20 protein-coding genes are annotated in these 22,270 nt (G+C 55.5%); 14 read left to right on the top strand and 6 right to left on the bottom strand.

Going from position 1 to position 22,270, the window contains the following annotated elements; all coding sequences use genetic code 11:
* The first annotated feature begins 111 nt into the window (after positions 1 to 111).
* A complete protein-coding gene (locus B3Z49_RS16335) occupies positions 112 to 828 on the top strand; it encodes a FadR/GntR family transcriptional regulator (RefSeq protein ID WP_008890164.1) in 717 nt (238 codons plus the stop codon).
* 124 nt (positions 829 to 952) lie between these two features.
* A complete protein-coding gene (locus B3Z49_RS16330) occupies positions 953 to 1,867 on the top strand; it encodes an SMP-30/gluconolactonase/LRE family protein (protein ID WP_063087900.1) in 915 nt (304 codons plus the stop codon).
* A gap of 69 nt (positions 1,868 to 1,936) precedes the next feature.
* Here B3Z49_RS16330 and B3Z49_RS16325 read toward each other — a convergent pair whose 3' ends face one another.
* The gene (locus B3Z49_RS16325) at positions 1,937 to 2,701 is read right to left on the bottom strand and encodes a 2-keto-4-pentenoate hydratase (protein WP_296992787.1); all 765 of its coding nucleotides are present in this window, start codon (positions 2,699 to 2,701) and stop codon (positions 1,937 to 1,939) included.
* A 275-nt stretch (positions 2,702 to 2,976) separates the two neighbouring features.
* Here B3Z49_RS16325 and kdgD point away from each other — a divergent pair, with 275 nt between their 5' ends.
* From kdgD to B3Z49_RS16300, 5 genes are all read left to right on the top strand, one after another.
* The gene (kdgD, locus tag B3Z49_RS16320; protein ID WP_064788405.1) at positions 2,977 to 3,903 is read left to right on the top strand and encodes a 5-dehydro-4-deoxyglucarate dehydratase; all 927 of its coding nucleotides are present in this window, start codon (positions 2,977 to 2,979) and stop codon (positions 3,901 to 3,903) included.
* A gap of 247 nt (positions 3,904 to 4,150) precedes the next feature.
* Complete coding sequence (locus B3Z49_RS16315; protein ID WP_296992785.1) at positions 4,151 to 5,143, top strand: TRAP transporter substrate-binding protein; 993 nt, start codon at positions 4,151 to 4,153, stop codon at positions 5,141 to 5,143.
* A 96-nt stretch (positions 5,144 to 5,239) separates the two neighbouring features.
* Positions 5,240 to 5,785, top strand: a complete 546-nt coding sequence (locus B3Z49_RS16310; protein WP_008890159.1) for a TRAP transporter small permease — start codon at positions 5,240 to 5,242, stop codon at positions 5,783 to 5,785.
* 1 nt (position 5,786) lies between these two features.
* Positions 5,787 to 7,076 (top strand): TRAP transporter large permease, encoded by a 1,290-nt coding sequence (locus tag B3Z49_RS16305; protein WP_296992783.1) that lies wholly within the window; start codon positions 5,787 to 5,789, stop codon positions 7,074 to 7,076.
* A gap of 33 nt (positions 7,077 to 7,109) precedes the next feature.
* Complete coding sequence (locus tag B3Z49_RS16300; RefSeq protein ID WP_296992781.1) at positions 7,110 to 7,904, top strand: NAD-dependent epimerase/dehydratase family protein; 795 nt, start codon at positions 7,110 to 7,112, stop codon at positions 7,902 to 7,904.
* A 114-nt stretch (positions 7,905 to 8,018) separates the two neighbouring features.
* Here the strand turns inward: B3Z49_RS16300 and B3Z49_RS16295 are convergent, their stop codons facing one another.
* On the bottom strand, positions 8,019 to 9,368 hold the full coding sequence (locus B3Z49_RS16295) for a flagellin (RefSeq protein WP_296992779.1): 1,350 nt from the start codon (positions 9,366 to 9,368) through the stop codon (positions 8,019 to 8,021).
* A gap of 489 nt (positions 9,369 to 9,857) precedes the next feature.
* Here B3Z49_RS16295 and B3Z49_RS16290 point away from each other — a divergent pair, with 489 nt between their 5' ends.
* The 5 genes from B3Z49_RS16290 to B3Z49_RS16270 all read left to right on the top strand — a co-directional run bounded on the left by B3Z49_RS16290 (position 9,858) and on the right by B3Z49_RS16270 (position 15,042).
* Positions 9,858 to 10,382, top strand: a complete 525-nt coding sequence (locus B3Z49_RS16290) for an RNA polymerase sigma factor (RefSeq protein WP_286791755.1) — start codon at positions 9,858 to 9,860, stop codon at positions 10,380 to 10,382.
* A gap of 75 nt (positions 10,383 to 10,457) precedes the next feature.
* Positions 10,458 to 11,522: a FecR family protein gene (locus B3Z49_RS16285; protein ID WP_296992777.1), complete on the top strand. Its 1,065-nt coding sequence runs from the start codon at positions 10,458 to 10,460 to the stop codon at positions 11,520 to 11,522.
* A 126-nt stretch (positions 11,523 to 11,648) separates the two neighbouring features.
* Positions 11,649 to 14,054 (top strand): TonB-dependent receptor domain-containing protein, encoded by a 2,406-nt coding sequence (locus tag B3Z49_RS16280; RefSeq protein WP_296992775.1) that lies wholly within the window; start codon positions 11,649 to 11,651, stop codon positions 14,052 to 14,054.
* A 78-nt stretch (positions 14,055 to 14,132) separates the two neighbouring features.
* Positions 14,133 to 14,543: a hypothetical protein gene (locus B3Z49_RS16275; protein WP_296992773.1), complete on the top strand. Its 411-nt coding sequence runs from the start codon at positions 14,133 to 14,135 to the stop codon at positions 14,541 to 14,543.
* Between the two features lie 94 nt (positions 14,544 to 14,637).
* Entirely contained in the window at positions 14,638 to 15,042 is a 405-nt protein-coding gene (locus B3Z49_RS16270) for a GFA family protein (protein ID WP_296992772.1), read from the top strand.
* A gap of 52 nt (positions 15,043 to 15,094) precedes the next feature.
* On the opposite strand, the gene fhuB is transcribed toward B3Z49_RS16270, so the two are convergent.
* From fhuB to B3Z49_RS16250, 4 genes are read right to left on the bottom strand one after another with little or no spacing between them, the layout of a single operon-like run.
* Positions 15,095 to 17,116: a Fe(3+)-hydroxamate ABC transporter permease FhuB gene (gene fhuB / locus B3Z49_RS16265; RefSeq protein ID WP_296992770.1), complete on the bottom strand. Its 2,022-nt coding sequence runs from the start codon at positions 17,114 to 17,116 to the stop codon at positions 15,095 to 15,097.
* On the bottom strand, positions 17,116 to 18,048 hold the full coding sequence (locus tag B3Z49_RS16260; protein WP_296992768.1) for an ABC transporter substrate-binding protein: 933 nt from the start codon (positions 18,046 to 18,048) through the stop codon (positions 17,116 to 17,118). The genes fhuB and B3Z49_RS16260 overlap by 1 nt, the downstream gene beginning before the upstream one ends.
* Before the next feature lie 12 nt (positions 18,049 to 18,060).
* The gene (locus B3Z49_RS16255; protein WP_296992766.1) at positions 18,061 to 19,026 is read right to left on the bottom strand and encodes an iron-siderophore ABC transporter substrate-binding protein; all 966 of its coding nucleotides are present in this window, start codon (positions 19,024 to 19,026) and stop codon (positions 18,061 to 18,063) included.
* A 42-nt stretch (positions 19,027 to 19,068) separates the two neighbouring features.
* A complete protein-coding gene (locus tag B3Z49_RS16250) occupies positions 19,069 to 19,845 on the bottom strand; it encodes an ABC transporter ATP-binding protein (protein ID WP_296992763.1) in 777 nt (258 codons plus the stop codon).
* Between the two features lie 304 nt (positions 19,846 to 20,149).
* On the opposite strand from B3Z49_RS16250, the gene B3Z49_RS16245 reads away from it, so the two are divergent.
* Positions 20,150 to 21,040 (top strand): SMP-30/gluconolactonase/LRE family protein, encoded by an 891-nt coding sequence (locus B3Z49_RS16245; protein ID WP_296992761.1) that lies wholly within the window; start codon positions 20,150 to 20,152, stop codon positions 21,038 to 21,040.
* 181 nt (positions 21,041 to 21,221) lie between these two features.
* Positions 21,222 to 22,270, top strand: a 1,049-nt coding sequence (locus B3Z49_RS16240; protein ID WP_296992759.1) for a YbaY family lipoprotein, incomplete at its 3' end; no start/stop codon positions are given.

Here is a 22,270-nt window from a genome sequence, read left to right as displayed (position 1 = left end):
CTGGTGGATTGATCCGAAACGGCGGGCAGATCGGCAAAGGCTTTACCGACCAGAAGTTTATCGATAAAAACTTACAAGTAAGTTTTACAAGATAACAAGTCCGGGGGACGGATGTCGGAATTGCTTTTAAGGGTTCAGAAGCGCGAAAAGCTTGCCGATCAGCTTTATGGTCAGATCCTTGAACAGATCATCTCGGGCAACCTTGCCGAAGGTGCGAAGCTGCCCTCGGAAAATGAAATTTGTGCATCCTTTGGCGTGTCGCGCCCGGTTGTGCGCGAAGCGTTGCGCAAACTGCAATCCGATGGACTTGTCTATGCCCGCCAGGGGGTCGGGTCGTTTGTCAAAAAACGCCCGCCACAAGGCCTGATCGAGTTTGGCGGTGTCAGTGATGTCGCGGGGCTTCTGCGTTGCTTTGAAGCACGTTCGGCGATTGAGGGCACAACGGCCCGCATGGCCGCCGAACGCGCCAGCCCCCGCCATCATCGCGAAATTGAAAATGCGCTTAAACTGCTCGAAGACGGGGTATCGGCCGGTGATATTGCCGATAAGGCCGATCTGGCCTTTCACATGGCGATTGCGCGTGCCAGCGGTAACGAGATTTTCGTGACCATCCTTAATTCCCTGCATGAAGTAATGTCGAAATCCATGCGTGTGGCGCTTAATATCACACGTGGGGGCTCGGCCGAACGTGCGCAAAAGGTGCTGTCTGAACACCGCCAGATCTATGATGCGATCCTTGGCCATGATGGCAATAGTGCCGAACTGATGATGCGCTATCACCTGCATCAGGCCCGCCAACGCGTTACCGACCACGCCCGCGACAAGTAATCAGATGTGCCGCCCGGCCTGAGGGGTACGGGCAGGGGCGGGCACAAATCCTGTTGACGAACAGGGCCCCGGACTGGCAAACCAGACACAACAAAAATTAATCATATGAATTTGGGAGTGTGCGATGACCGGTGGTGTAATGTATCAGCCGGAAATTCTCAGTGATGAGACTTTCACTTTGGCGGAATGCCCCAATTGGGATGCGGCCAACAATCGGCTTTACTGGACAGACATTCTTAATTGCAAACTGCATGCGCTTGATGTTGCCACGGGCCTTCGCAAGACATGGACCTTTGACAGCGAGCTTGGCTGTTTCGGGCTGACCGATCAGGGCCGCATTATCGTGGCCCTGCGTAAGGATATCCTTTTCCTTGATCCGAAAACCGATGCGCGTGCACCGCTGTGTCGCATTGAAGACGGGATCAACAGCCGCACCAATGATGGCAAGATCGGGCCGGATGGCGCGTTCTGGGTCGGCACCATGGATGACAACCCTGAAAAGATGCCAATTGCCTCGCTCTATCGCATTACGGCTGATGGCAAGATCGAGGAAAAGGCAACCGGTTTCAAGATTTCCAACGGTATTGCCTGGTCCGGTGACGGATCGAAAATGTATCACTCGGACTCACGCGGGCCGTGGGTCAATCGCTGGGATTTCGATGTTGCAACGGGCAATATTTCCAACTGCACGCGTTATCTTGATCTCGATGATCGGCTTGGCCGTCCGGATGGCGGCGCTGTGGATGCCGAAGGATGCTATTGGTCGGCGGGTGTGTCGGCGGGCAACCTTAACCGCTTTGCCCCCGACGGGACGCTTTTGAAATCGATCCCGATGCCAATGCCCAATCCGACCATGCCGTGCTTTGGCGGGCCCGACATGAAAACGCTGTATGTCACCAGCCATCAGGAAGGCTATAGCCCGGAAAAGCGTGCTGAATTCCCGCATGCCGGGAAGCTGGTCAAGCTGCGCGTTGAAGTGCCCGGTGTGCCAGTGACCAAGTTCCGTGAAAATAGCGAGCGCCGCGCGCAACCCCGCTAAGAGGTCCGCTAAAACCAAAAAGGCCATGCAGGGAAATCTGCATGGCCTTTTTCTTTGGGGTCGGTTTGATCAGACCTTTTTGATTTCAGCCGTCACAGTGCCAAGCCCCTCAAAGATCGCCTCGATCTTGCCATGCGGCGTAATGGTCGGAAGCGCGCAGGCGCCGGTGGTGATGACGTCTCCTGGCTTCAGGCTTTTGCCGCGCTTGGCAAGGAACCCGACCAGATATTCAAGCCCGCCAAATATCTCTGGCCAGGCATCCGGATCATCATTGCTGGCAAGGACTTCACCGTTACTTTTGGTGGTGACTTTGCCGCCAATAAAACCAAGATCGCGCCAGCTGTCAATTTCAGCGCCCAGGATGAAGTGACTGGTCGAATTCAGGTCTGCCAGTGTCTGGATCGGGTCCTGTTTTTCATGATAGCGGCGATCGGCAATCTCGATTGCCAGATGCATGCTTTTGATATGATCAAGGATGTCGCTTGATGTCGCATCCGGGGCAGGGGTGCTGTCCATGACAACCGCAATTTCCGCCTCGATATTGGGGAAATGGATGTCCTTGGTAGTCAGTGTCGCGCCATCGCCAAGAATACGTCCATCCAGCAACGGCCCCACCAGCGGGCCATCGGCACCGATCTTTTCCTGTGCCGCACGGGTCGCAACTGCAAGCTTCCAGCCCGCCTGCGCAATGCCGACCTCGGCAAGGGTGGCGTCCTGAATGGCATAGGCCTCCTCAAAGGTTTTGGGGGCAATGTCAGCAGGCAGGGGATCAATCAGGGTGTGGGTGGTAAAGGCATCGGCAAGGATGCGGCTGGCGGCGGTGATATCAGTCATTCCCGGTCTTCTTGTTTGTGGCAATTGATTTGGTCGCCAGAGCCTAGCGGGCTTTGTTGTCAAAGTCATCATACCAATTGCCGCGATTCGGTGAAATCGACCAGATCTTCCTGATTCATTCCAAAGTCGTACATTGTCGGAATGACCAAGAAATCCATGTTTTCTGCGGTTTCTGGTGATTTTAAAAAGTCTGAGTATTATGTTTGACAAAATGATATGATGAATTTATAGAATCGTCATAGTTATTTGACGTATTCAGACATTAGGGACGCTTGATGCACTATCTAGAGATGAAAAAGGCGATTGGCGCCGGGTTGCTTTCTTTTCCGGTGACGCCTTTTGATGCCGAAGGCGCGCTTGATCTTGCGACCTATCGCACGCATGTCGGCTGGCTGTCGCAATATCCGGCAACCGCCCTGTTTGCCGCCGGTGGCACCGGGGAATTCTTTTCCCTGACCCCGGCCGAGGTGGTCGAAACCGTGCGTGCGGCCAAGGAAGTTGCCGGCGACACCCCGATCATCGCCGGGTGCGGGTATGGCACGGCCATGGCGGTTGAACTTGCCAAGGCCTGCGAGGAGGCCGGTGCGGATGGTCTTTTGTTGTTGCCGCAATATCTGGTTGGTGCCGAACAGGAAGGCCTGTTTGCCCGGGTGAAGGCGGTGTGTGATGCGGTCGATATCGGTGTGATTGTCTATAACCGCGACAATTCGATCATTACGGCCGAAACACTTGCCAAGCTGTGTGACGTCTGCCCGAACCTGGTCGGGTTCAAGGACGGCCATGGCAATATCGAAATGGTCACCAAGGTTTGCACCGTGATCGGGGATCGCCTGTCCTATATCGGCGGCATGCCGACAGCCGAGGTTTTTGCCAAGGCATACAAGGCAGCCGGTGTGACAACCTATTCATCGGCGATCTTTAACTTCCTGCCGCAACAGGCGCTTGATTTCTATGACGCGCTCGGCCGTGACGATGACGCCGCGATGAGCCGCGCACTGACCGAATTTTTCTATCCCTATCTTGATATCCGCAATCGTGGAAAGGGCTACGCCGTTTCCATCGTCAAGGCGGGCATGCGCGTGATCGGGCGCGATACCGGCCCGGTACGCAGTCCGCTGACCGATTTGACGGATGCGGAACATGACATGCTGGCCGATGTGATCCGCAAGGCATACGGCGACGCGGCCCTTCGCGCTGCCTGATGGCGGGTCGCCAACGTGCGACATATGACTTGTTATTTCCCGGCAGGTTCGCCTGCCGGGAGGCAGAATGGGACGCTAAAGCTGCAATCGGTGATCGGGAATTTGATGCCGTTCGCAACTTAGTTGTTAACAAATCTTACAGTTATGTTTACAAGTGCTGAATTGTAGGATTAAATGATAAGAACAAGACCCAAAAGGGCAAAATGCTTCAATGAAATAGACAACAGATTGTCTGGGAGGACCTGAAATGAACAAGTTTATCAAAACCACAACGCTGACGATTGCGGCAGCTGCCGTATCCGTGGCGCTGGCATCCGGTGCGCAGGCGAAGGAATGGCGCGGCTGGAACATTCATCCGCCGGAATACCCGGTTTCGACCGGCATGGAAGAATTCGCCAAGCTGATCAATGAAAAGTCCGGTGGCGATCTGGAAGCCAAGGTTTACCACGGTGGCGTTCTGGGCGATCAGCCTGATGCAATCCAGCAGGTCCGCCTCGGTGGTCTGGACTGGGCTGTTTTCAACCTCGGCCCGCTGGGTGAAGTTGCGCCCGAAGCCAACGTTGTGTCGCTGCCTTTCATCTTCAAAAGCGTCGATGCCATGCATGAAGTCATGGATGGCCCGGCTGGTCAGCAGATTGCCGATGGCCTGATCGAAGCTGGCTTGCAGCCGCTTGGTTGGTATGACTCTGGTGCGCGTTCGTTCTATAACTCCAAGCGTCCGATCAATACCCCGGCTGACCTTGACGGTTTGAAATTCCGCGTCATGAGCAACGATCTTTATGTTCAGATGGTTGATGCGCTTGGCGGTAACGCGACCCCGATGGCCTATAGCTCGGTCTATCAGTCGCTGAAAACCGGCGTGATCGATGGTGCGGAAAACAACTACCCGTCTTATGACAGCTCCGGCCATTTTGAGGCGGCGAAATACTATTCCGTCACCCAGCACCTGATCCTTCCGGAATGCCTGTGCATGAACAAGGCGCTTTATGACAGCCTGTCGGACGAGGAAAAGAAAATCGTCCACGAAGCAGCTGAAGCGTCGGTGACCGTACAGCGTGCCGCATGGGCCGATCGTGCAGAGCAGTCCAAGGAAAAAGTCATTGCCGCCGGCATCGAAGTCAACGAGATCGCCGACAAGCAGGCTTTCCAGGATGCCATGCAGCCGGTCTATGACAACTTCCTGAAAGCCAACCCGGATCTTGCCGATCTGGTCAAGGCGATCCAGGACGCGCAGAAATAAGGCCTTAAATATCTGAAGGGCGGCGATAATATCGTCGCCCTTCTTTTTGGCTGCGCTTAGTATGTTCGTCGTTTATCTGTTTCTGGTAGCGCGTAGATGTTTTCTCGTTTTGTTAATGTGATTGATCGCTTGGGCGGCGGGATTGCCGGGGTGCTGAACCTGATTGGTGGTTTGGCCCTTGTCGCACTGATCCCGAGTTTCGCCTGGCTGGTGTTCGGGCGTTATGTCCTCAATGAAACACCGACCTGGGTCGAACAGGTTTCGCTTATTCTGATTGTGCTGATTACCTTTCCGGTCGCAGCTGCTGGCATCCGCGACAACAGCCACCTTTCCGTTTCCTTTTTCCGCGATGCTTTGCCGCCGAAAATGGCCGCCATTGTTGCGGCCATCGGGTATGGCGCGTCGGCGTGGTTTGGCTATTGGATGCTGATCGGGGCGATGGATCTGGTTGCGTTTAACTGGGCCAAGACCATGCCGATCATTCATATTTCAGATGGCTTGCGGTCCGTTCCGATGGCGGTGTGCGGGGCCGGGATCATGTTTTACAGCGTGGTTCATATCCTCAAGATCGCGGCGCGGTGGAAAACCATTTCCCAGGCCCGCATTTACCATGATGATTTGCTGAACGAGGACGTGAAATAACATGGGCATGACCATTCTTCTGGGCGTGTTTGCCATTGGTATTCTGATCGGCATGCCCGTTGCCATCGCACTTGGTTTTGCCGCCCTTGGCGCGTTCTTCGTCGAAGGCCTTCCGACCCTGATTGCGTTTCAGCGCATCGGATCGGGGATTTCGGCCTTTTCGTTGCTTGCCATTCCGTTCTTTATCTTTGCCGGTGAATTGATGCTTCACGGCGGGATTGCGACCAGGCTTGTGCAATTTGCGACCGCCCTTGTCGGCAGTCGGCGCGGCGGCCTTGGCATTGTGAATGTGTTTTCATCGATGCTGTTTGGCGGCATTTCCGGTTCTGCCGTGGCCGATACATCGGCCCTTGGCTCTATCCTGATCCCGGTGATGAAGAAGGAAGGCTACCGCGCGGATTATGCGGTCAATGTCACGGTGACCTCATCAATCGCCGGGATCATGATCCCGCCCAGCCACAACATGATCCTCTATGCGGTGGCGGCCGGTGGCGGCATTTCGATTTCCAAGCTGTTCATGGCCGGTGTGGTGCCGGGCATTATCATGTGCCTGCTGCTCGGGCTTGCGACCTGGTTGGTTGCGATCAAGCACGGCTATCCGGCGGAACCGTTCCCGGGTTGGGCAGTGGTTTGGCGCACGGCTGTTCGCGCACTGCCGGGCTTCTTTACCGCTGTGATCATTGTCGGCGGGGTCCTGAGCGGTGTGTTCACCGTAACCGAATCAGGGGCCATCGGTGTGGCCTATGCCCTGATCATTACCGGGTTGGTCTATCGTGAACTGAGCTGGGCCGGTTTTATTGCCGCGGTCAAACAATCGGCCAAGACGACGGCCCTTGTGATGCTGCTGGTTGGCTGTGCGTCGGCCTATGGTTATATGCTGGCCTTTTATCAGGTTCCTGATGCCTTGGCCGATGCGATCACCGGCATTACCGACAATCCGATCATGGTGCTGCTTCTGATCAATGTCATGTTGCTGGTTGCTGGCATGATCATGGATATGGCGGCACTCATCCTGATTTGCACGCCGATCTTCCTGCCGCTTGCCATGCAGTTCGGCATGGACCCGATCCAGTTCGGCATGGTTTTGATGATGAATTTGGGCCTTGGCCTGTGTACACCGCCTGTGGGATCGTGCCTGTTTGTCGGCTGCGCGATTGGCGGGGTGAAAATCGAAAAGGCCGTTCAGACGATCTGGCCGTTTTATCTGGCGATCCTGACGGCCCTTTTGCTGACAACCTATATTCCTGCGATTTCATTGACGCTTCCGAACCTTGTGTTCGGCGGTAATTGATCGTGGGAAAAATCGATACCAAAGAGGATAATTATGAAACGTTTGCTGATCACCGGTGCCGGTGGAAACCTTGGCAAGATCTGCCGCGAAGGGCTTAAGGGCTATGCCGATGTCATTCGCCTGTCAGATATTTCCCCAATGGACCCGGCTGGCCCAAACGAAGAAGTCGTGCAATGCGATCTGTCGGATCGTGCAGCCGTGATCGAGCTGACCAAGGATGTTGATGGCATCATTCATCTTGGCGGCATTTCAATCGAGGCGGCCTTTGATGACCTGCTTCAGGCCAATCTTGCCGGCACCTATAACCTTTATGAAGGTGCGCGTCAGAATGGCGTTAAGCGCATCATGTTTGCCAGCTCCAACCATGCGATTGGTTTTCATAAGCGCACGACCAAGCTTGATGACACATCCGAACAACGCCCCGACAGCCTTTATGGCGTGACCAAATGTTACGGCGAGGCGATGGCAAGCTACTATTTCGACAAGTTCGATGTTGAAACGGTATCGGTGCGCATTGGCTCCTGCTTTGAGAAGCCAAAGGATCGCCGCATGCTGTCAACCTGGATGAGCCCGCGTGATTTTATCTCGTTGATGAAGGCGATCTTTGCAGCACCCATGACCGGCCATCTCGTGATGTACGGGGTTTCGGACAATACATCGAAATGGTGGAGCAATGATCACGCGGACTTCCTTGGCTGGAAACCGCAAGACAGCTCCGAACAATTCCGGGCCGAGATCGAGGCTGCCTTCCCGCCCGAAGATCGCAAAGACCCGGCTGTGATTTATCAGGGCGGTGGTTTTGCCGCCAAGGGCCATTTTGAAGACTGATCCAAGGTCGGTATTCGATCTCAGAACTCCCTAAAATCAATGGCCCGAACGAGTTTCGTTCGGGCCATTGTTGCAACAGGTAGGCACGTCAAAAAGTTTGTCGGATTTGGTCCGTTAGCCTTGCAGCAACCGCAGCAGGTTTTGCGGCATCTGGTTGGCCTGGGCCAGCATGGCAACACCGGACTGAACCAAAATCTGTTTGGATGTAAAGGCCGTCATTTCAGCGGCAACATCCAGATCAAGCAGGGTGGAACGCGCCGATTCCGTATTTTCCTGCGTAGACGCAAGGTTCTGGGCGGCAAAGTCCAGACGGTTCTGGGATGTACCGATTGCGGCACGTGCGCGCTGCAAGTCGTCAATCGCACGCGTCACAACTTCAACCGCGTTCTGGGCGCCTGCAGCAGTGTTAATAGCGTTAGCACCAAGATCCTCGAGCGTTTCCTGACCGATACCAGATGATCCCAGTACCGCAGAGTCAACCGCGCTCAAATTAATCGAAAGACGATCATTGGCGGTGTTGCCGCCACCGACCTGGAACTCAATTGTGTCGGAAAGCTGCTGGCCCGCGTCCTCTTCCATGAAAAAGAACTGGCCAGCGGATGTATCGACGCCAGTTCCCATGAAATCGGTGTTGGCCGAACCAAAGCCGAAATCATTGGAACCTGCGGTACCGGCCCTAACGTAATCAACGGTGTCGGAGAAGTTGGTGTTTACTGTAATTGACAGGCCCAGCTCATCAAAATTGAGCACCGTGTTCTCGCCAGCAGCAATGGATCGAGACCCGCCGGTCGCGGCAAAATCGGTGATATCAATTGACTGGGTCCGCTCGATAGAGCCATCAATCGCGGTAAGTACAGTCATGATGACCTGCTCGCCGGAACCTTCGTTAATTCTTATCTCTAACCCGTTATCGTCGACACCATCTGCAGCTACGTCCTGTGCCCAGTAATTGTTGTCCGTGATCGCGAACCGGTCAAAGCCGAAAGCGGGCCTGAGCGCTTCGTTGCTGGTGGCAGGTGTGAGATTGATTGCAACATCACCCCCATCGCCAAGCAGCTGAATGCCATTGAAGTTGGTCGAGGATGCGATCCGGTCGATCTCGTCACGCAGTTGGACGAATTCGTCATTAAGGAAGCCGCGCTCGGTGTCGGACAGGTTGCCAGACGATGCCTGGACAGCCAGGGTCTTCATGCGAACGAGAACATCATCAATGGTTGCCATACCGCCATCAGCGATCTGGAGCATCGAGTTGGCCTGGCCAACGTTGACGGTCGCGGTTTTGAGAGCCTGGGTGGTTGCATTCAAACGCGCACCGATGGCCATGGAGGCGGCATCGTCACGTGCTGAAACAACACGGGTACCAGAAGACAGTTTCGACAGCGAACGGGTCGCCATCTCGTCAGAAGCAGACAAGTTGCGATGCGCAACATTTGCCGCATAGTTGGATATAATGTTGAGTGCCATTGGATTTCCTACCTGGAAAGTGGCGATGGTTTACTACGTGTAAAGTTCGCAATTAGTGATAAAGCTATAGTAACAACTATAAGTAAAATATCCTCTTGTCGAGTGAAATCTAATTTATACGACAGATAAACAGTAGGATCCTATTCTTTAGAATAGGTTTTGGGCGGAAATTTCCGATGAATAGAGTGCAAAGCAATGCCGCTCTGAGACCGCATGTGGGGTTTCTGTGCCGGGACTCGCACCGTCTGGCGGTTTCGCATGCTGTCATTAGGACAGCTCCAACACAAGGTTAGGGCTTAAATCGGCAGTTGTTTTGTGGCCAACACAGCAAGATTTTCAGATAGCGATGCTGGTTTTCAATCCCGGGACTTTCCCACGGGGAATGGTCGAAGGGGCCTATGCTTTTTGAATTGACGTATGGTCAGGATTGCCTATAAGCATAAACGATAATGATAACAGTTATCATTATCGAATTCTGGATGTGCAGCTATGGCGGTCTGTGACCGTTCCTGGGATAGTCTTTATCAGCAATATCATGACCGTTTGTTGCGACAGGTGCAGAAATATCTGCCGGCGCGCGACGAAAGCCAGGATGTGTTGCAGGATCTTTACGTGCAACTGCGCCATCGCAAGATCGATCCGGCTGACATTGCCAATCCTCCGGCCTTTTTGATGCGCATGGCGACCAATCTGGCAATTGATGCCTTGCGTCGTCACAATCGCAATCCGGTTGAATTCACCGATCCGACCGAGATCAGCGAGATGGATGGTGCCGGCAGCCAGTCCGTCACCCCCGAACAGATCAGTTCAGATCGCCAGCGACTTGAGATCATCCGACGTGCGATTGATGATCTGCCGCCGCGCTGTCGTGAGGTGTTCTTGCTGTGCAAGCGCGATCATCTGAGTACCGTGGAAGTGGCCGAACAACTTGGTATCAGTCGCAATATGGTCGAAAAGCATTTGCGTCAGGCGCTCGGACATTGCAAACAGGTGCTGGCGCGCCATGAAAATTAAACATCCTCTTTTGCGCGGCCCGTTCGTCAAACCTACAACAGCCCCCTCCGCCAGAAGCCGGGTAACGACACTGCCATGACCGAATTCCGCTATTCCGACGACTGCCAAAGCAATGACGATATTGCCGATTACTGGGCTGTGCGCCTTGATGATGTGCAACTAAGTGCGGCTGAAGAAATTGCCTTTGAACGCTGGCAGGCGGCGGACCCGAAAAACCCTGCACGCCTGATCCGGGCCCGCCAGACATGGCAGGGCATGGAAATCGCTGCAGCAGAATTTTCAGACGATGAAGACCATTCGATCAGGTCGCGCAAACCAGATCATGACACCGGCTTTGATAGCGAAGCCGTCCGGCGTGATCTTGAACGATTAGGCGCGCTTGAAGGCGGCAATAACCGCCTGCCGGGCATGCGATCGGCCAAACGCCGCGCCCGTCCGATGTTGGCGATTGTTACCATTCTGTTGCTGGTCGGGCTGTGGGGTTATTCCGCGTTTCAACCTGATGCCGACCTGATTGCGGAAAGCACTCCCGGTGTTGTCGGTGAAGTGCATGAACTTGCCGACGGATCACGCATCTGGATGGAGCCGGGCACGCGCGTTGCCTTGGCCTATGGCGATCAGTACCGTGATTTGACCGTCCTTGAAGGCGGTGTATTCATCGAAGTCGCCAAGGACAGCACACGACCGCTGCGTATTCATCTTAACAAACTGACGGCCACGGCGGTCGGCACGGCATTCAGCGCCTCAAAATGGGGTGGGCATGTCCGGGTCGAGGTATCCGAAGGCACGGTCGATCTTGAAAGCCGCACCGCAAAACTCGCCCGTCTGACCGCCGGTCGGGCATCCTGGCAGGATGCGGATGGCGACATGCATTACGGTATGGTGGCATCGGATCGGGTTGGCGCGTGGCGCGATGGTCGCTGGGTGGTCAATGACATGCCGATTGACGAGTTGTTTGCCCGTCTTTCGCCTTTGATGGAGGGTATCAGCTTCGTGCGCGATCCGCGCTTGGGCGAAATTACGGTTTCGGGCAGTTTCGATCTGACCAAACCGGACGGGGCCTATGGTGCCATTCTTGCGGCCTATGGTCTTACGGACCGCGCTGTTCCGGGCGGGTTCAGAATAATTTCAAAAAAATAGAAAATTTCACCTCCTCATTTCGCGGCGGTGTTCGTCATGAAGATAATAGTGATTTGCATTATTATTCTCATGCGAAGGGGTTCGAACTTGAATATCGTGACTTTTGGGGAAACCAGAAAATTCGGAATGTCCCGCCTTTTGGGCAGCACAGCCCTGTTTGCCACACTGATGATCGCATCGGTTCCGCAAGGCTTGGCGCAAACCGCGTCTGACACCGCACAGCCGGTAACGGTCGCCGCCGGGGATCTGCGCACCGCCCTTGATCAGGTTGCCGATCAGTTCGGCTTGCAGCTTGTCGTGCAGGGTGATCTTTCGGGCATCGAAAGTGGTGCGCTGACCGCTGACATGTCCGCCCGCGAGGCGTTGAAAAGCTTACTGTCGGGTAGCGGTTACGGGTTTGAATTTGTCTCTGACGACAGCGTCATCATCAAGCCGGTTACAACCACTACCGGCGATGCACAGGGCCAGGTGATCCTGCCCGAAGTCGTCGTGACCGCCACCCGTTCACGCAGATCGATTGCCACCATGTCGCCGTCGGTTGTGGTGATCGGCCCTGATCAGATCGAAGCCCAGTCGGCCAAAAGCAGCGACATCACCAATGTCATTCGCAACAATGTGCCGGGCTTCATGTTTGATGATCAAAGCCTGATCTCGAGCACCGAAACCTTCCGGGGCCGCGATGTGCAGGTCCTTGTTGACGGGGTGGCCCGCAACACGCCGCTACGCAACAGCAGCCGCATCCTTTCAATGATCGATATTCAGCAGGTCGAAAGCATCGAAGTCATTCCCGGCTCGAACGCGATGAACGGGGATGGTGCGACCGGAGCAACCATCAACATCATCACCAAGACCGGTGAAGTCGGCAAAAACGTGTTTGTCGTGGATGGCCATGCCAAAAGCTACACGGATGACATCGGCGACAGCTTCTCGCCTTCGCTGACCTTGTCGGGCAGTGGCGGCTTTGGTGCGGTTGATCTGGCGGCCAGCATCACCGGTTCGAAAACCGGCAATGCCTATGACGGTTATGGCAATCAGGTGCCCTCGGATGCGATGCTGGGGCAGGGCGGGTTTGATAATGCCGAAGACCTCAATGTCTTTGGCAAGGCAGGTGTCACGCTTGCCGAAGGCCATCGCCTGTTTTTATCCTCGGAAGTCGTGCGGTTTCGTCAGGACATTGAATATTATGCCGACCTTTCGACCGACCCGGTGTCGGTCAATTATGACAGCCCCTATCTGGCGCAACCACTTGAAGATGAAAGCCAGTATTTCACTGCCGGATACGAGTTTGATTTCGGCAAGATCGGCGTTGGCGATCTGAAACTGTTTTACAATGACAGCTACAAACAGGCTGCGCGTGCCGAATATAACGCGTCGCACAACCCTGGCCTTGTCTCGCTTGCCAGCAACGGTGCGATTGAAGATCCGTTGGGGCAATCCGTCATTGATACCGTCAAATACGGTGTGAAATTGTCAACCGACACCAATCTTGATGTCGCTTACGAGGGGCTGACCTTGACATGGGGTGGGGACCTGACCTTTGACGATGTCGAATATGAAACTGTCAGCGGGCGGGATATCGGCGCCCCGATGGAGCAGGAAGGTCACGCCATCTTTGCCCAGCTTTCAGCACCTGTGACCAGGTATGTCGATCTGTCCGGTGGTGTGCGTTACGAGGAATATGATCTGACGGTCAAGGATTTCACCCGTCCGAGCTATATGCGCTACAACGGCGGCACCCCGCAGCAGATCCTTCTTGCCGCGGCCTTTACCGGCGGCGAGACGACTTATGATGCGGTGACCTATAATGCATCTGCCGTGGTACATTGGACCGACCGGATCGATACATCATTTAGCTATAGCGAAGGTTTTTCTGTTCCGGATGTTGGCGCCTATACCCGTCGCGCCGGACTGAGTGGCACGTCTATTCCGCTTAACTTCAATGACATTGATGTCGAGGCGTCTAAGGTCAAAACCTATGAGGTGGCGGCCCGCTATGACGGAACCGATTTCCGCTCCACCGGTGCGATCTATATGAGCACCAATGAGCGCGGTGATAACTATGATTCCTCGAAAAACAAGCTCAGCCAGGAAAAGGAACGCATCATCGGTGCTGAACTGACCGGGGAATACGACATCTCGGACGAGACCTATGTCGGGGTGTTGGCGTCCTATGTTGAAGGCCGTTATGACACCAACGAAGACGGTGATCTTGATAGCTGGCTTCCCAACAACCGCATCCCGTCGCCGTTCCGCTTTACCGGTTATGTCGATAGCTACGTTTGGGGTGATCTCAATATGCGCTTTGACGGGACCTACACGGCGGGTCGTTACAAGATCGAAGATGCCAAGATCAAGCCAAGCCTTGTTTTCAACCTGTCGGGCAACTATCCGCTGTTGGGCGGGATGGCGCGCTTCGGGATCGAAAACATCCTTGATACCAGCTACGAAAACCCAGCAGCAACCGCACTGCGTGGCTATTCGGTTGCCGGGCATGGCCGCACCGTATTGATCGGCTATCGCCGCGAATTCTGATGACGGCATCTGCATCGGATAGACCCATTAACGGCCCGGCGGTTTTCCGCCGGGCTCTTGCGCGTAAAGGAAACCAGTATGTTTCGATCAAGCAACTCCGCCCCGGACATCGTCCTGTTTGAAATGATTGATCGGCAAAGTGATGCGGATGGTAAGGCCTATCTTGGAGCACTTGATGCACTGGCCGCCCGCTGCGATCCGGCCATTCTGATTTTCCGCGTGTCGGGGTTTGCCGATCAGGATCATGAAATCCGCAAACAGGCCGCCATCTGGTTCAAGCAAAACCGCGACCGCCTAAACGTCTTTGCCAAGGGCCTGATCCGGGTTGATGAAGGACACCATCACGGCGATGGCGCGGTTCACCGTCACGATGAAGAGGACCCGGAACAAAGCAACTTTGCGCGGATGCTGCCATTCCCCGTCAAACATGTTGCATCGCTTGATGCCGCATTTGCCCTTGCCCGTGATTGGCCGCCGTCGGACCGCTAACGGATCGGGCGGACTGAATGCGGATCCGGGGTTGGAATGTTATAAATGTTCATGTTATGTTCCTTTTGAAGGGCTCACATAACAGGATTTAAAAATGATCAAGGGAAGCTGCCTGTGCGGCAAGGTTACGTTCGAAATTGCCGGCGAACCATCATCGCTAAGCTATTGTCACTGTTCGCGCTGCCGCAAGGCGGCAGGCGTGTTTTCTGCCGTGGTGATTGGCAAGGCGGATGATCTTCATATCTTGACCGGCGAAGAGGTGATTGGTCGATATAAGGGGCCGGACGCAAAGTTTGACCGCTGCTTTTGCAAGGAATGCGGCACGTCGCTTGGTGATTTGTCTTCGGGCGAAATTTACGTTGTGGCGGCATCAGCCCTTGATGACGATCCGAAAATTCGCCCATCCTTGCATATCCACACCGCGTCTAAGCCTGACTGGTATGACATCAAAGATGATCTGTTGAAGTTTGACGGCGACTACATTCCGCCAAACGGCTAACGCGAACAGACCAGATTTCGACAGGCGTCATGAAGTGCCATGACGCCTGTGATCACCGTTTGCGGACCGCAAGGATCAGGAAATAGCTCGTCCCGATCAGGGCGGCGATCAGGCCGGTCGGCAGTTGTGCCGGATAAATCATGTTACGCGCCAGCCATTCGGCCACCATCATGACATTAACCCCGATCAGAACAGCGCCCAGCAAATGACCACCGGCAAGGCGGTATCCCGCGACCCGCGCCAGATGTGGCGCCATCAACCCGACGAAGCTGAGCGGCCCGACAAGAAGGGTTGCACTAGCGGCCAAGATTGCAGCAAGCAGCATCATGGCAAACTGGAAGCCCGAAATCCCAAGACCCAAGGATACGGATTGATCCGTGCCAAGCGATGCCAGTTCCAGCGGACGCCTGAGCGCAATTGCCACCACCAGAAGCACACCGGTGACACCGGCAACAATCATCACCTCGTCCATATTGGTGAAATAGGTGGTGCCTGCCAGCCACGACATCAGCATCGATGTCTGCGTGCCGCCGCGGGTCAGAACAATGCGGACAATCGCGCCCAAAATGGCGGTCATGGCCAGACCATTGAGCAACATATAATGCGGCGCATGGGTGAATTTGCGACAAAGGGCGAGCAACACCAGAAGCGACGCAATCCCGCCCGCAGCCCCGATCACCATCAATTCCGCACGTTGTCCGAAACCGAAAATCGCCAGTGCCAGGATCATGGCAAGGGCAGTGGCCGAACTGACCCCGGTGATTTCGGGGCTTGCCAGCGGGTTGCGACCGACGCGTTGAATAAGCGTGCCTGATACCGCCAGTGCTGCCCCGCAAATCATCGCAGCAAAGGTGCGTTCTGCACGGCCGATCAGGATATCAAGGCTGCTGTCCTGCCAGCCCAAAACGGCAAAGCCAGTGCCATCCAGCGAGACGAATAATGAAAACACCACACCGATGACAAGGCTGAGGGAAAGCGCAATCGAAAGGGCGGTTTTGGAGACGATCTGTTGATCGCTGTGCTGATCGTCGCTTTGACTGCCGGGCATGATGCGCGCCTTGCGCAACATGAAAATGATGAACGGTGCGCCAAAGAGCGCGGTGGCGGCCCCGGTCGGCAAGGGATCGCCGCCAAATTCGTTAAACTGGCGCACCAGAAAATCAATCACGACCAGCGCAAAACCGCCGGTGAAAACCGAATAGATCATCAAATCGCGCGACCGTGACAAACCGGCAATCCGCAGGGCCGCCGGGATGGCAAGCCCGACAAAGCCGATCATGCCGGCTGCCGAAATCACCGATGCCGTGATGAAAACGGCAAGCCCAAGGATCAGCAGCCTCAGAACCGTGACCTTCGCGCCCAGCGAACTTGCCGTATCATCGCCAAGGGCCAGAAGATCAAGCGGGCGCGACAGGGCCAGAATGGCAATCATGCCGATCAGCACACGCGGCCAGACAAACTGCGTATCCTCCCAGCCATTCTGGGCCAGATCGCCAGCCCCCCACATGAAGATCGATTGCAGATATTGCTCGTTAAACAGCAGGATGATCTGCGATCCCGACTGCAACAGCAGATTGACGATCATCCCGGCGAGAATGAGCCACAGCGTCGCGTTACCTCGATTGGCGGCAATCAGATAGACCGCACCGAGCGCAATCAGACCCCCGGCAAGGGCAAAGGCCTCCTGAAACATGGCAAGCGATGCCGGGGCCAGCAGGACAAACAGGGTCAGGGCAAACTCAACGCCCGCACCGACACCAAGGGTTGTCGGCGATGCCAACGGATTGCGCAAAACTGTCTGGATCGCGGCCCCGGCCAGTGCAAGACCCGCACCACACAGAAACGCCATCGCAAGGCGGGGCAGGGTACTGTAATGAAACAGGATCTGATCAAAATCGGTTTCATCCGGGCTGAACATCGCCTGGGTGGCCTGCCCATTGCCAAGATACGGCCAGAAATCAATTACCAGCACGGCAAGGGTCAACAGTCCCAGAATGCCTGTCAGGATTGCCGGAATGGACAGCGGGCCGGTAAAGCCGGATCTGCCTGAAGCTTGAAGTGCCGAGTTGCTCATTATTGCGGGCCGTTTTCAATGGTCTCGGTCAGGAGCTTGGCAAAACGAAGCCCGGACGGCACCCCGCCATAGGCCCAGACCACCGGCAATTCATAAACCCGGTTGTTACGGGTGAAATCCATCACCTTCCAGATCGGGGAATTCAAAAGTTTATCAAGCACAACGTCGGGCACCGGATTGGTATAGACCAGCGTTTCCCTGGCATAGGGGGCAAGGATCTCCAGCCCGCCGCGGCCAAAGCCCCACTTGTTGACTTCCCCGTCATAGGCGACCGGCACGCCCATTGCCGTCATCACCGAACCGGGGAGCGAGATATCGGCAAAGATGCCGACATTGCTTTCATCAAAGAAGAACACAACGTTGATTGTCTGATCTGGCCCGATGGCGGTTTTGATACGGTCGCCATATTTGATCAATTCCTGATCAATATCGGCAAGATACGCTTTGGCCTTTTCCTCGCGTCCGGTGGCCTTGGCGATTTTGCCAAAGACCTCGCGCGCGGTTTCAAACGCGGGGCGCTTGCCATCAAACAGTCTGAGTTCCAGAACCGGCGCAATCGCGGCCAGTTTTTCATAAGACATTCCGAGATCGGGAACGGAAATGATCAGATCCGGCTTCGCCGCACGGAGCGCCTCTAGATTGGGCGATGAACGTTGGCCAAGGTCAACGAAGCTGTCTGGAAGATCAGGCTTGGCAACCCAGTCGACGTAATCTTGCGGGTCGGCAATGGCGACCGGATCAAGGCCAAGGGCAATGACGCTTTCGGTAAAGGCCCAGTTGATGGTCGCCACCCGCGTGGCCGGGGTGTTGAGGCGCAAAATGCCGCGTTCATGTTCGATTTCTATCGGATCGGCGGTTGCGGTTGACGCATTTGCACCGATCAGGGCAGCACACAGCAAAACCGGACAAACAAGCGCGCGAAGGATGTTCATGCCAGATGTCCCTTACGAACCGCTTGCGGCGGTGTCAGTACCCGTAACCGCATCGGCCAGCAACTCGGCAAAGCGTGCCGAGGACAATACCCCCCCAAAGGTCCAGCTTGCCGGGATGGCATGGACGTGGCCCTTGCGCACAAACGGCATGGCCTTCCAGATCGCGGAGTTAAACAGGGTTTCGCGCGTGGTCGGTGCGATCGGCTCGACATAGGCGAACTGCACATCGCCCATTTTGGCCAGATCCGACACATCGCCATTATGAAACGCCCAGCCATTCACATCCCCGTCCCAGGCATTGGCAAAACCCATGCGACCAAGGACGGAGCCAAACAGCGATGTCTTGCCGTGAATGCGGAAATGCGATTCATCAAGAATGCGAACAACAGCGAATTTCGCGTCATCGCCGACATGATCGCGGATGCGTTTTGCGGCGGCCTCAATCCGGTCATTGACCGATGCAATCACATCCTCGGCGGCGTCCGGTTTACCGGCCAGTTTGGCAACATTGCGCAACAGGGTTTCTGCCCGGTCAATCGCGGGGTCGTCACTGCCGGTATTATAGATCGAATAGACAAATGTCGGCGCGTAGTCTGACAGTTTGTCATAGGCCATCGAGATTTCGCCGCCGATCAGGATGGCGTCCGGCTTGGCTTCGCGAAGGGCCTCGAAATTCGGTTCGCGCCGGTTGCCGAGATCCTTGAAGTTTTCGGGCAATTTGGGTTCCGCCACCCACAGGCGATATCCATCGGCCTCGGGAATGGCGACCGGATCAATGCCAAGTGCCAGAAGGCTCTCGGTCAGGGACCAGTTCGAGGCGGCAAATCGGGTCGGATGGGTTTCAAGAGTGACTTCGCCCAACTCATGGGTAAAGGTTTCCTCGGCCATGACGGGCTGGGCTGTGACACATGCGCCAAGCGTTCCGGCGACAAGCAAAAGGCGCGCTGCAATGCTGCCAATCCAAGGTTTTGATGTCATGATTTCCCTGATCCCTGTTGATGTGGAGACGTGCACAAGCAGCTAGGCGACATAGCTTATGAAGCGGTCCGGGTTGCTGAGTTTGATGACGTCGATATCGGTCTGGAAGATATCGCGCAGCGTATCGCCATTCATGAAATCGTGCGGCGTGCCCTGCCAGCAGGTGCGCCCGCCGCGCAGTGCCAGAATGTGATCGGCAAAACGCCCGACCATGTCGATGTCATGCAAGACGGCAATCACGGTCAGATTGTTCTGATCCTTAAGGTTGACGACCAGTTGCAAAATGTCGCGCTGATGACCGACATCAAGGGCCGAGGTCGGCTCATCAAGCAGCAGCACCGGCGCATCCTGGGCGAGCAACATGGCAAGCCAGACCCGCTGGCGTTCCCCACCCGAAAGGCTTGCGACCAGCCGGTCGGAAAACTCCGTCACGTGGGTTAGTTCCATTGCCCGATCGATCTTGGCGTGGTCTTCGTCACGATACCGCCCAAACGCCCCGCGCCATGGATAGCGGCCAAAGGCCACCAGTTCGCGCACGCTTAAATGCGGCGGGACAACCGGGTTTTGCGGAAGATAGGCCACCTTGCGGGCGAAATCGCGCGTGCCATGATCGGCAAGGTCCTGTCCGTCGAGTGCGATGGCCCCGGATGCCGGTTTGTTTTTGCGCGCCAGAAGCTTGATCAGCGTACTTTTGCCCGATCCGTTATGGCCGACAATCGCGCTGAACGCCCCGGTCGGGAAACCGACTGTGATGTCCTCAAGCAGCGTCTTTGGCTTTTTGCCATCACTTTTGAAAGCGACGTCTTTCAGGTCGAACATGGACGGAAACTCATGCGCCGGGAAATGGAAACTGCGCCATCGCCGGATAGCGGCAAGCAGGCGGGCTGTAAAGTCTGAGAATGCTTATCAATTACTTTCTCTAAATGCAACCGAGTTGCGATTGCAGCCTGCGGAAAATTAAAGCAGCCGATCCAATCATCATATAAAATTACTTTTCAGCGGGCATCATTCCGGTTAGCAATGAAAGCTTATAATTTTGATCGCATCGGGCGGTTTGCCGCGATAAGAATGGTCATACAATTACAAGGCGCCAAAACAGACGCGCCGCGATCAGGGAGAACCCATGTCTAACGTAAAAACCGTTTTGCCAAATCTGCGATGCACATTGGGGGAAGGCCCGCATTGGGATGCCGAAGATGGCGTTCTGTACTGGGTCGATATCGTCGGAAAGACGGCCTATGCGCTCCGCCCTGATGACGGCGGATCGCGCAGCTGGGTATTTGATCAGCCGGTTGCCGCCATCGTGCCGCGGCAAAAGGGCGGGCTTCTGGTGGCCCTTGCCGACGGGCTGGCCTTTCTGGATCCCGACAGTGGCAAAACCACCCCGTTTGTCGCCCCCGATGGCGATCATCCGGGCAACCGATCGAACGAAAGCCGGGTCGATCCGATGGGCCGTTTCTGGATCGGGACCATGCAAAACAATATCGGGCCGAATGGCGAAGACCTGCCCGTCACCATTTCGACCGGGACGCTGAACTGTGTCACGGCGGACGGCGAGACATCGCGTTTTGGCGAAAATATCGGGATTTCCAACACGCTGCTGTGGTCGGCAGACGGCACAAAGATGTTCTTTGGCGATACCATCGCCAACACACTCAATGTCTATGACTTTGACATGAAAACTGGCGTGCCATCCAATCCAAAGGTGTTCTTTGGGCCGCAGGATCGCGGCAATATGGATGGCTCGGCGATGGATGCCGATGGCTATATCTGGAATGCGCGGTGGGGCGGGGGATGCCTGATCCGCTTTGCGCCGGATGGCAGTGTCGATCGCATCATCGACCTGCCGGTAACCCAGCCGACCAGTTGCGTGTTTGGTGGCCCGGACCTCAAGACGCTTTATATCACTTCGGCCGCGGTCGGTCTGGAAGACAATGGCAATCCACTTGAAGGTGCGCTGTTGTCGATCCGAACCGAGGTTGCCGGCCAACTGTGCCACCCGTTTGCCGGCTAGGCATTTTCCGTCAGGATTGCATCGCCTTACGTGCAAATCGCGCCAAACAGCCCCTTGGGTGCCCTAAATCGGGTAATTGGCGCGATTTGCCCATTTTTGGCCTTGGTTTTCAGTATGTTTGGCGTCACCATTATGTGGTGGCAGAACACATCACCAAAAATACGAGCAAGCCGGGGTTAAAATGAAACCTGTTACCGCCGCAACCATGTGGGCAAGGGCGCTTATTGCCTTTGGCGTGGTCGCAATATTGTCGGGCTGTGCCGCCCTGCAATCACCAAGCAACAGCGTCACCGGATCGGTCAGTTACCGTGAACGGATCGCACTTTCGCCGGACAATACCTTCCTTGTTGTGCGGTTGCTTGATGTCTCGCGCGCTGACGCGCCATCGGTGGAAATCGCATCGCTGCGCCAGCCGGTGGCAAATCCGCCGATGGTTTTCATCTTGCCCTATGATCTTGATGATATCGAACCCAAGCACAGCTATGCGGTGGAAGCCAAAATCGTCAATGCCAATGGCGATCTTCTGTTTCGCAACGATCAAAGCTACCCGGTCCTGACCCGTGGTGCGCCAAGCGACGTTGATATCGTCGTTCGCCAGGTGCCACGCGTTCAGGGTGACGGTGCGCGCAATGGCGATGGATCGGATGTGCCTGACGACATTGCTGCGATCGAGGCCAAACTGGCCAACATGCGCGTCATTCCCGGCCAGTATTCCGCATCGGACCACACCGTGACCTATAAGGCCTATGTGACAACCGACGGCGAACCGCTTCTGGTTGATGAACATCGCGATCTTGGTGATTACGGATCAAGCGACGTCAAACTTTATTACCGCAACGGTCAATTGCTGCGCTTTGCCGAGGACGCCAAGCGGGTCAATTACGGCGGGGCTGAAAGTGACGCACCGCTTCATTACACCCTGACACTTGATTTCGCCCAGGGGCGCTTTTCCAGTGGCACCAAAACCGTCAACGGCACATCCAGCCAGCCCGATGAACATGAAATCAGCGGGGCATTGTCGCAAAGCAAGGTGGCACTCAGCCGGATCGAGGCGATGTTAAGCCAGCTTAACAGCACCCCGGATCCGATGACCGGCCCGGAATTGTTTATCTGCGATGATCAAAGCCGCTTTGCCGTGACATTCGATCATGACGCGGAGCGCGCCATTGTCGAAATGCGCGGACGCGAACCGATCAGTCTGGCACAGATGCCGACCGGTTCGGGATATGG

Origin of the sequence: Thalassospira sp. UBA1131, from assembly GCF_002311515.1 — a bacterium.
In the GTDB taxonomy this organism is placed as follows: domain Bacteria; phylum Pseudomonadota; class Alphaproteobacteria; order Rhodospirillales; family Thalassospiraceae; genus Thalassospira.
Note: the sequence above shows the minus strand (reverse complement) of the source record. Positions and strands in the feature narration are given on the sequence as shown.

What these genes read in the sequence shown, in the direction of transcription:
- B3Z49_RS16335 (WP_008890164.1), top strand. Translation starts at nt 112, where the DNA reads ATGTCGGAATTGCTTTTAAGGGTTCAGAAGCGCGAAAAGCTTGCCGAT.
- B3Z49_RS16330 (WP_063087900.1), top strand. Translation starts at nt 953, where the DNA reads ATGACCGGTGGTGTAATGTATCAGCCGGAAATTCTCAGTGATGAGACT.
- B3Z49_RS16325 (WP_296992787.1), bottom strand. Translation starts at nt 2,701, where the DNA reads ATGACTGATATCACCGCCGCCAGCCGCATCCTTGCCGATGCCTTTACC.
- kdgD (WP_064788405.1), top strand. Translation starts at nt 2,977, where the DNA reads ATGCACTATCTAGAGATGAAAAAGGCGATTGGCGCCGGGTTGCTTTCT.
- B3Z49_RS16315 (WP_296992785.1), top strand. Translation starts at nt 4,151, where the DNA reads ATGAACAAGTTTATCAAAACCACAACGCTGACGATTGCGGCAGCTGCC.
- B3Z49_RS16310 (WP_008890159.1), top strand. Translation starts at nt 5,240, where the DNA reads ATGTTTTCTCGTTTTGTTAATGTGATTGATCGCTTGGGCGGCGGGATT.
- B3Z49_RS16305 (WP_296992783.1), top strand. Translation starts at nt 5,787, where the DNA reads ATGGGCATGACCATTCTTCTGGGCGTGTTTGCCATTGGTATTCTGATC.
- B3Z49_RS16300 (WP_296992781.1), top strand. Translation starts at nt 7,110, where the DNA reads ATGAAACGTTTGCTGATCACCGGTGCCGGTGGAAACCTTGGCAAGATC.
- B3Z49_RS16295 (WP_296992779.1), bottom strand. Translation starts at nt 9,368, where the DNA reads ATGGCACTCAACATTATATCCAACTATGCGGCAAATGTTGCGCATCGC.
- B3Z49_RS16290 (WP_286791755.1), top strand. Translation starts at nt 9,858, where the DNA reads ATGGCGGTCTGTGACCGTTCCTGGGATAGTCTTTATCAGCAATATCAT.
- B3Z49_RS16285 (WP_296992777.1), top strand. Translation starts at nt 10,458, where the DNA reads ATGACCGAATTCCGCTATTCCGACGACTGCCAAAGCAATGACGATATT.
- B3Z49_RS16280 (WP_296992775.1), top strand. Translation starts at nt 11,649, where the DNA reads ATGTCCCGCCTTTTGGGCAGCACAGCCCTGTTTGCCACACTGATGATC.
- B3Z49_RS16275 (WP_296992773.1), top strand. Translation starts at nt 14,133, where the DNA reads ATGTTTCGATCAAGCAACTCCGCCCCGGACATCGTCCTGTTTGAAATG.
- B3Z49_RS16270 (WP_296992772.1), top strand. Translation starts at nt 14,638, where the DNA reads ATGATCAAGGGAAGCTGCCTGTGCGGCAAGGTTACGTTCGAAATTGCC.
- fhuB (WP_296992770.1), bottom strand. Translation starts at nt 17,116, where the DNA reads ATGAGCAACTCGGCACTTCAAGCTTCAGGCAGATCCGGCTTTACCGGC.
- B3Z49_RS16260 (WP_296992768.1), bottom strand. Translation starts at nt 18,048, where the DNA reads ATGAACATCCTTCGCGCGCTTGTTTGTCCGGTTTTGCTGTGTGCTGCC.
- B3Z49_RS16255 (WP_296992766.1), bottom strand. Translation starts at nt 19,026, where the DNA reads ATGACATCAAAACCTTGGATTGGCAGCATTGCAGCGCGCCTTTTGCTT.
- B3Z49_RS16250 (WP_296992763.1), bottom strand. Translation starts at nt 19,845, where the DNA reads ATGTTCGACCTGAAAGACGTCGCTTTCAAAAGTGATGGCAAAAAGCCA.
- B3Z49_RS16245 (WP_296992761.1), top strand. Translation starts at nt 20,150, where the DNA reads ATGTCTAACGTAAAAACCGTTTTGCCAAATCTGCGATGCACATTGGGG.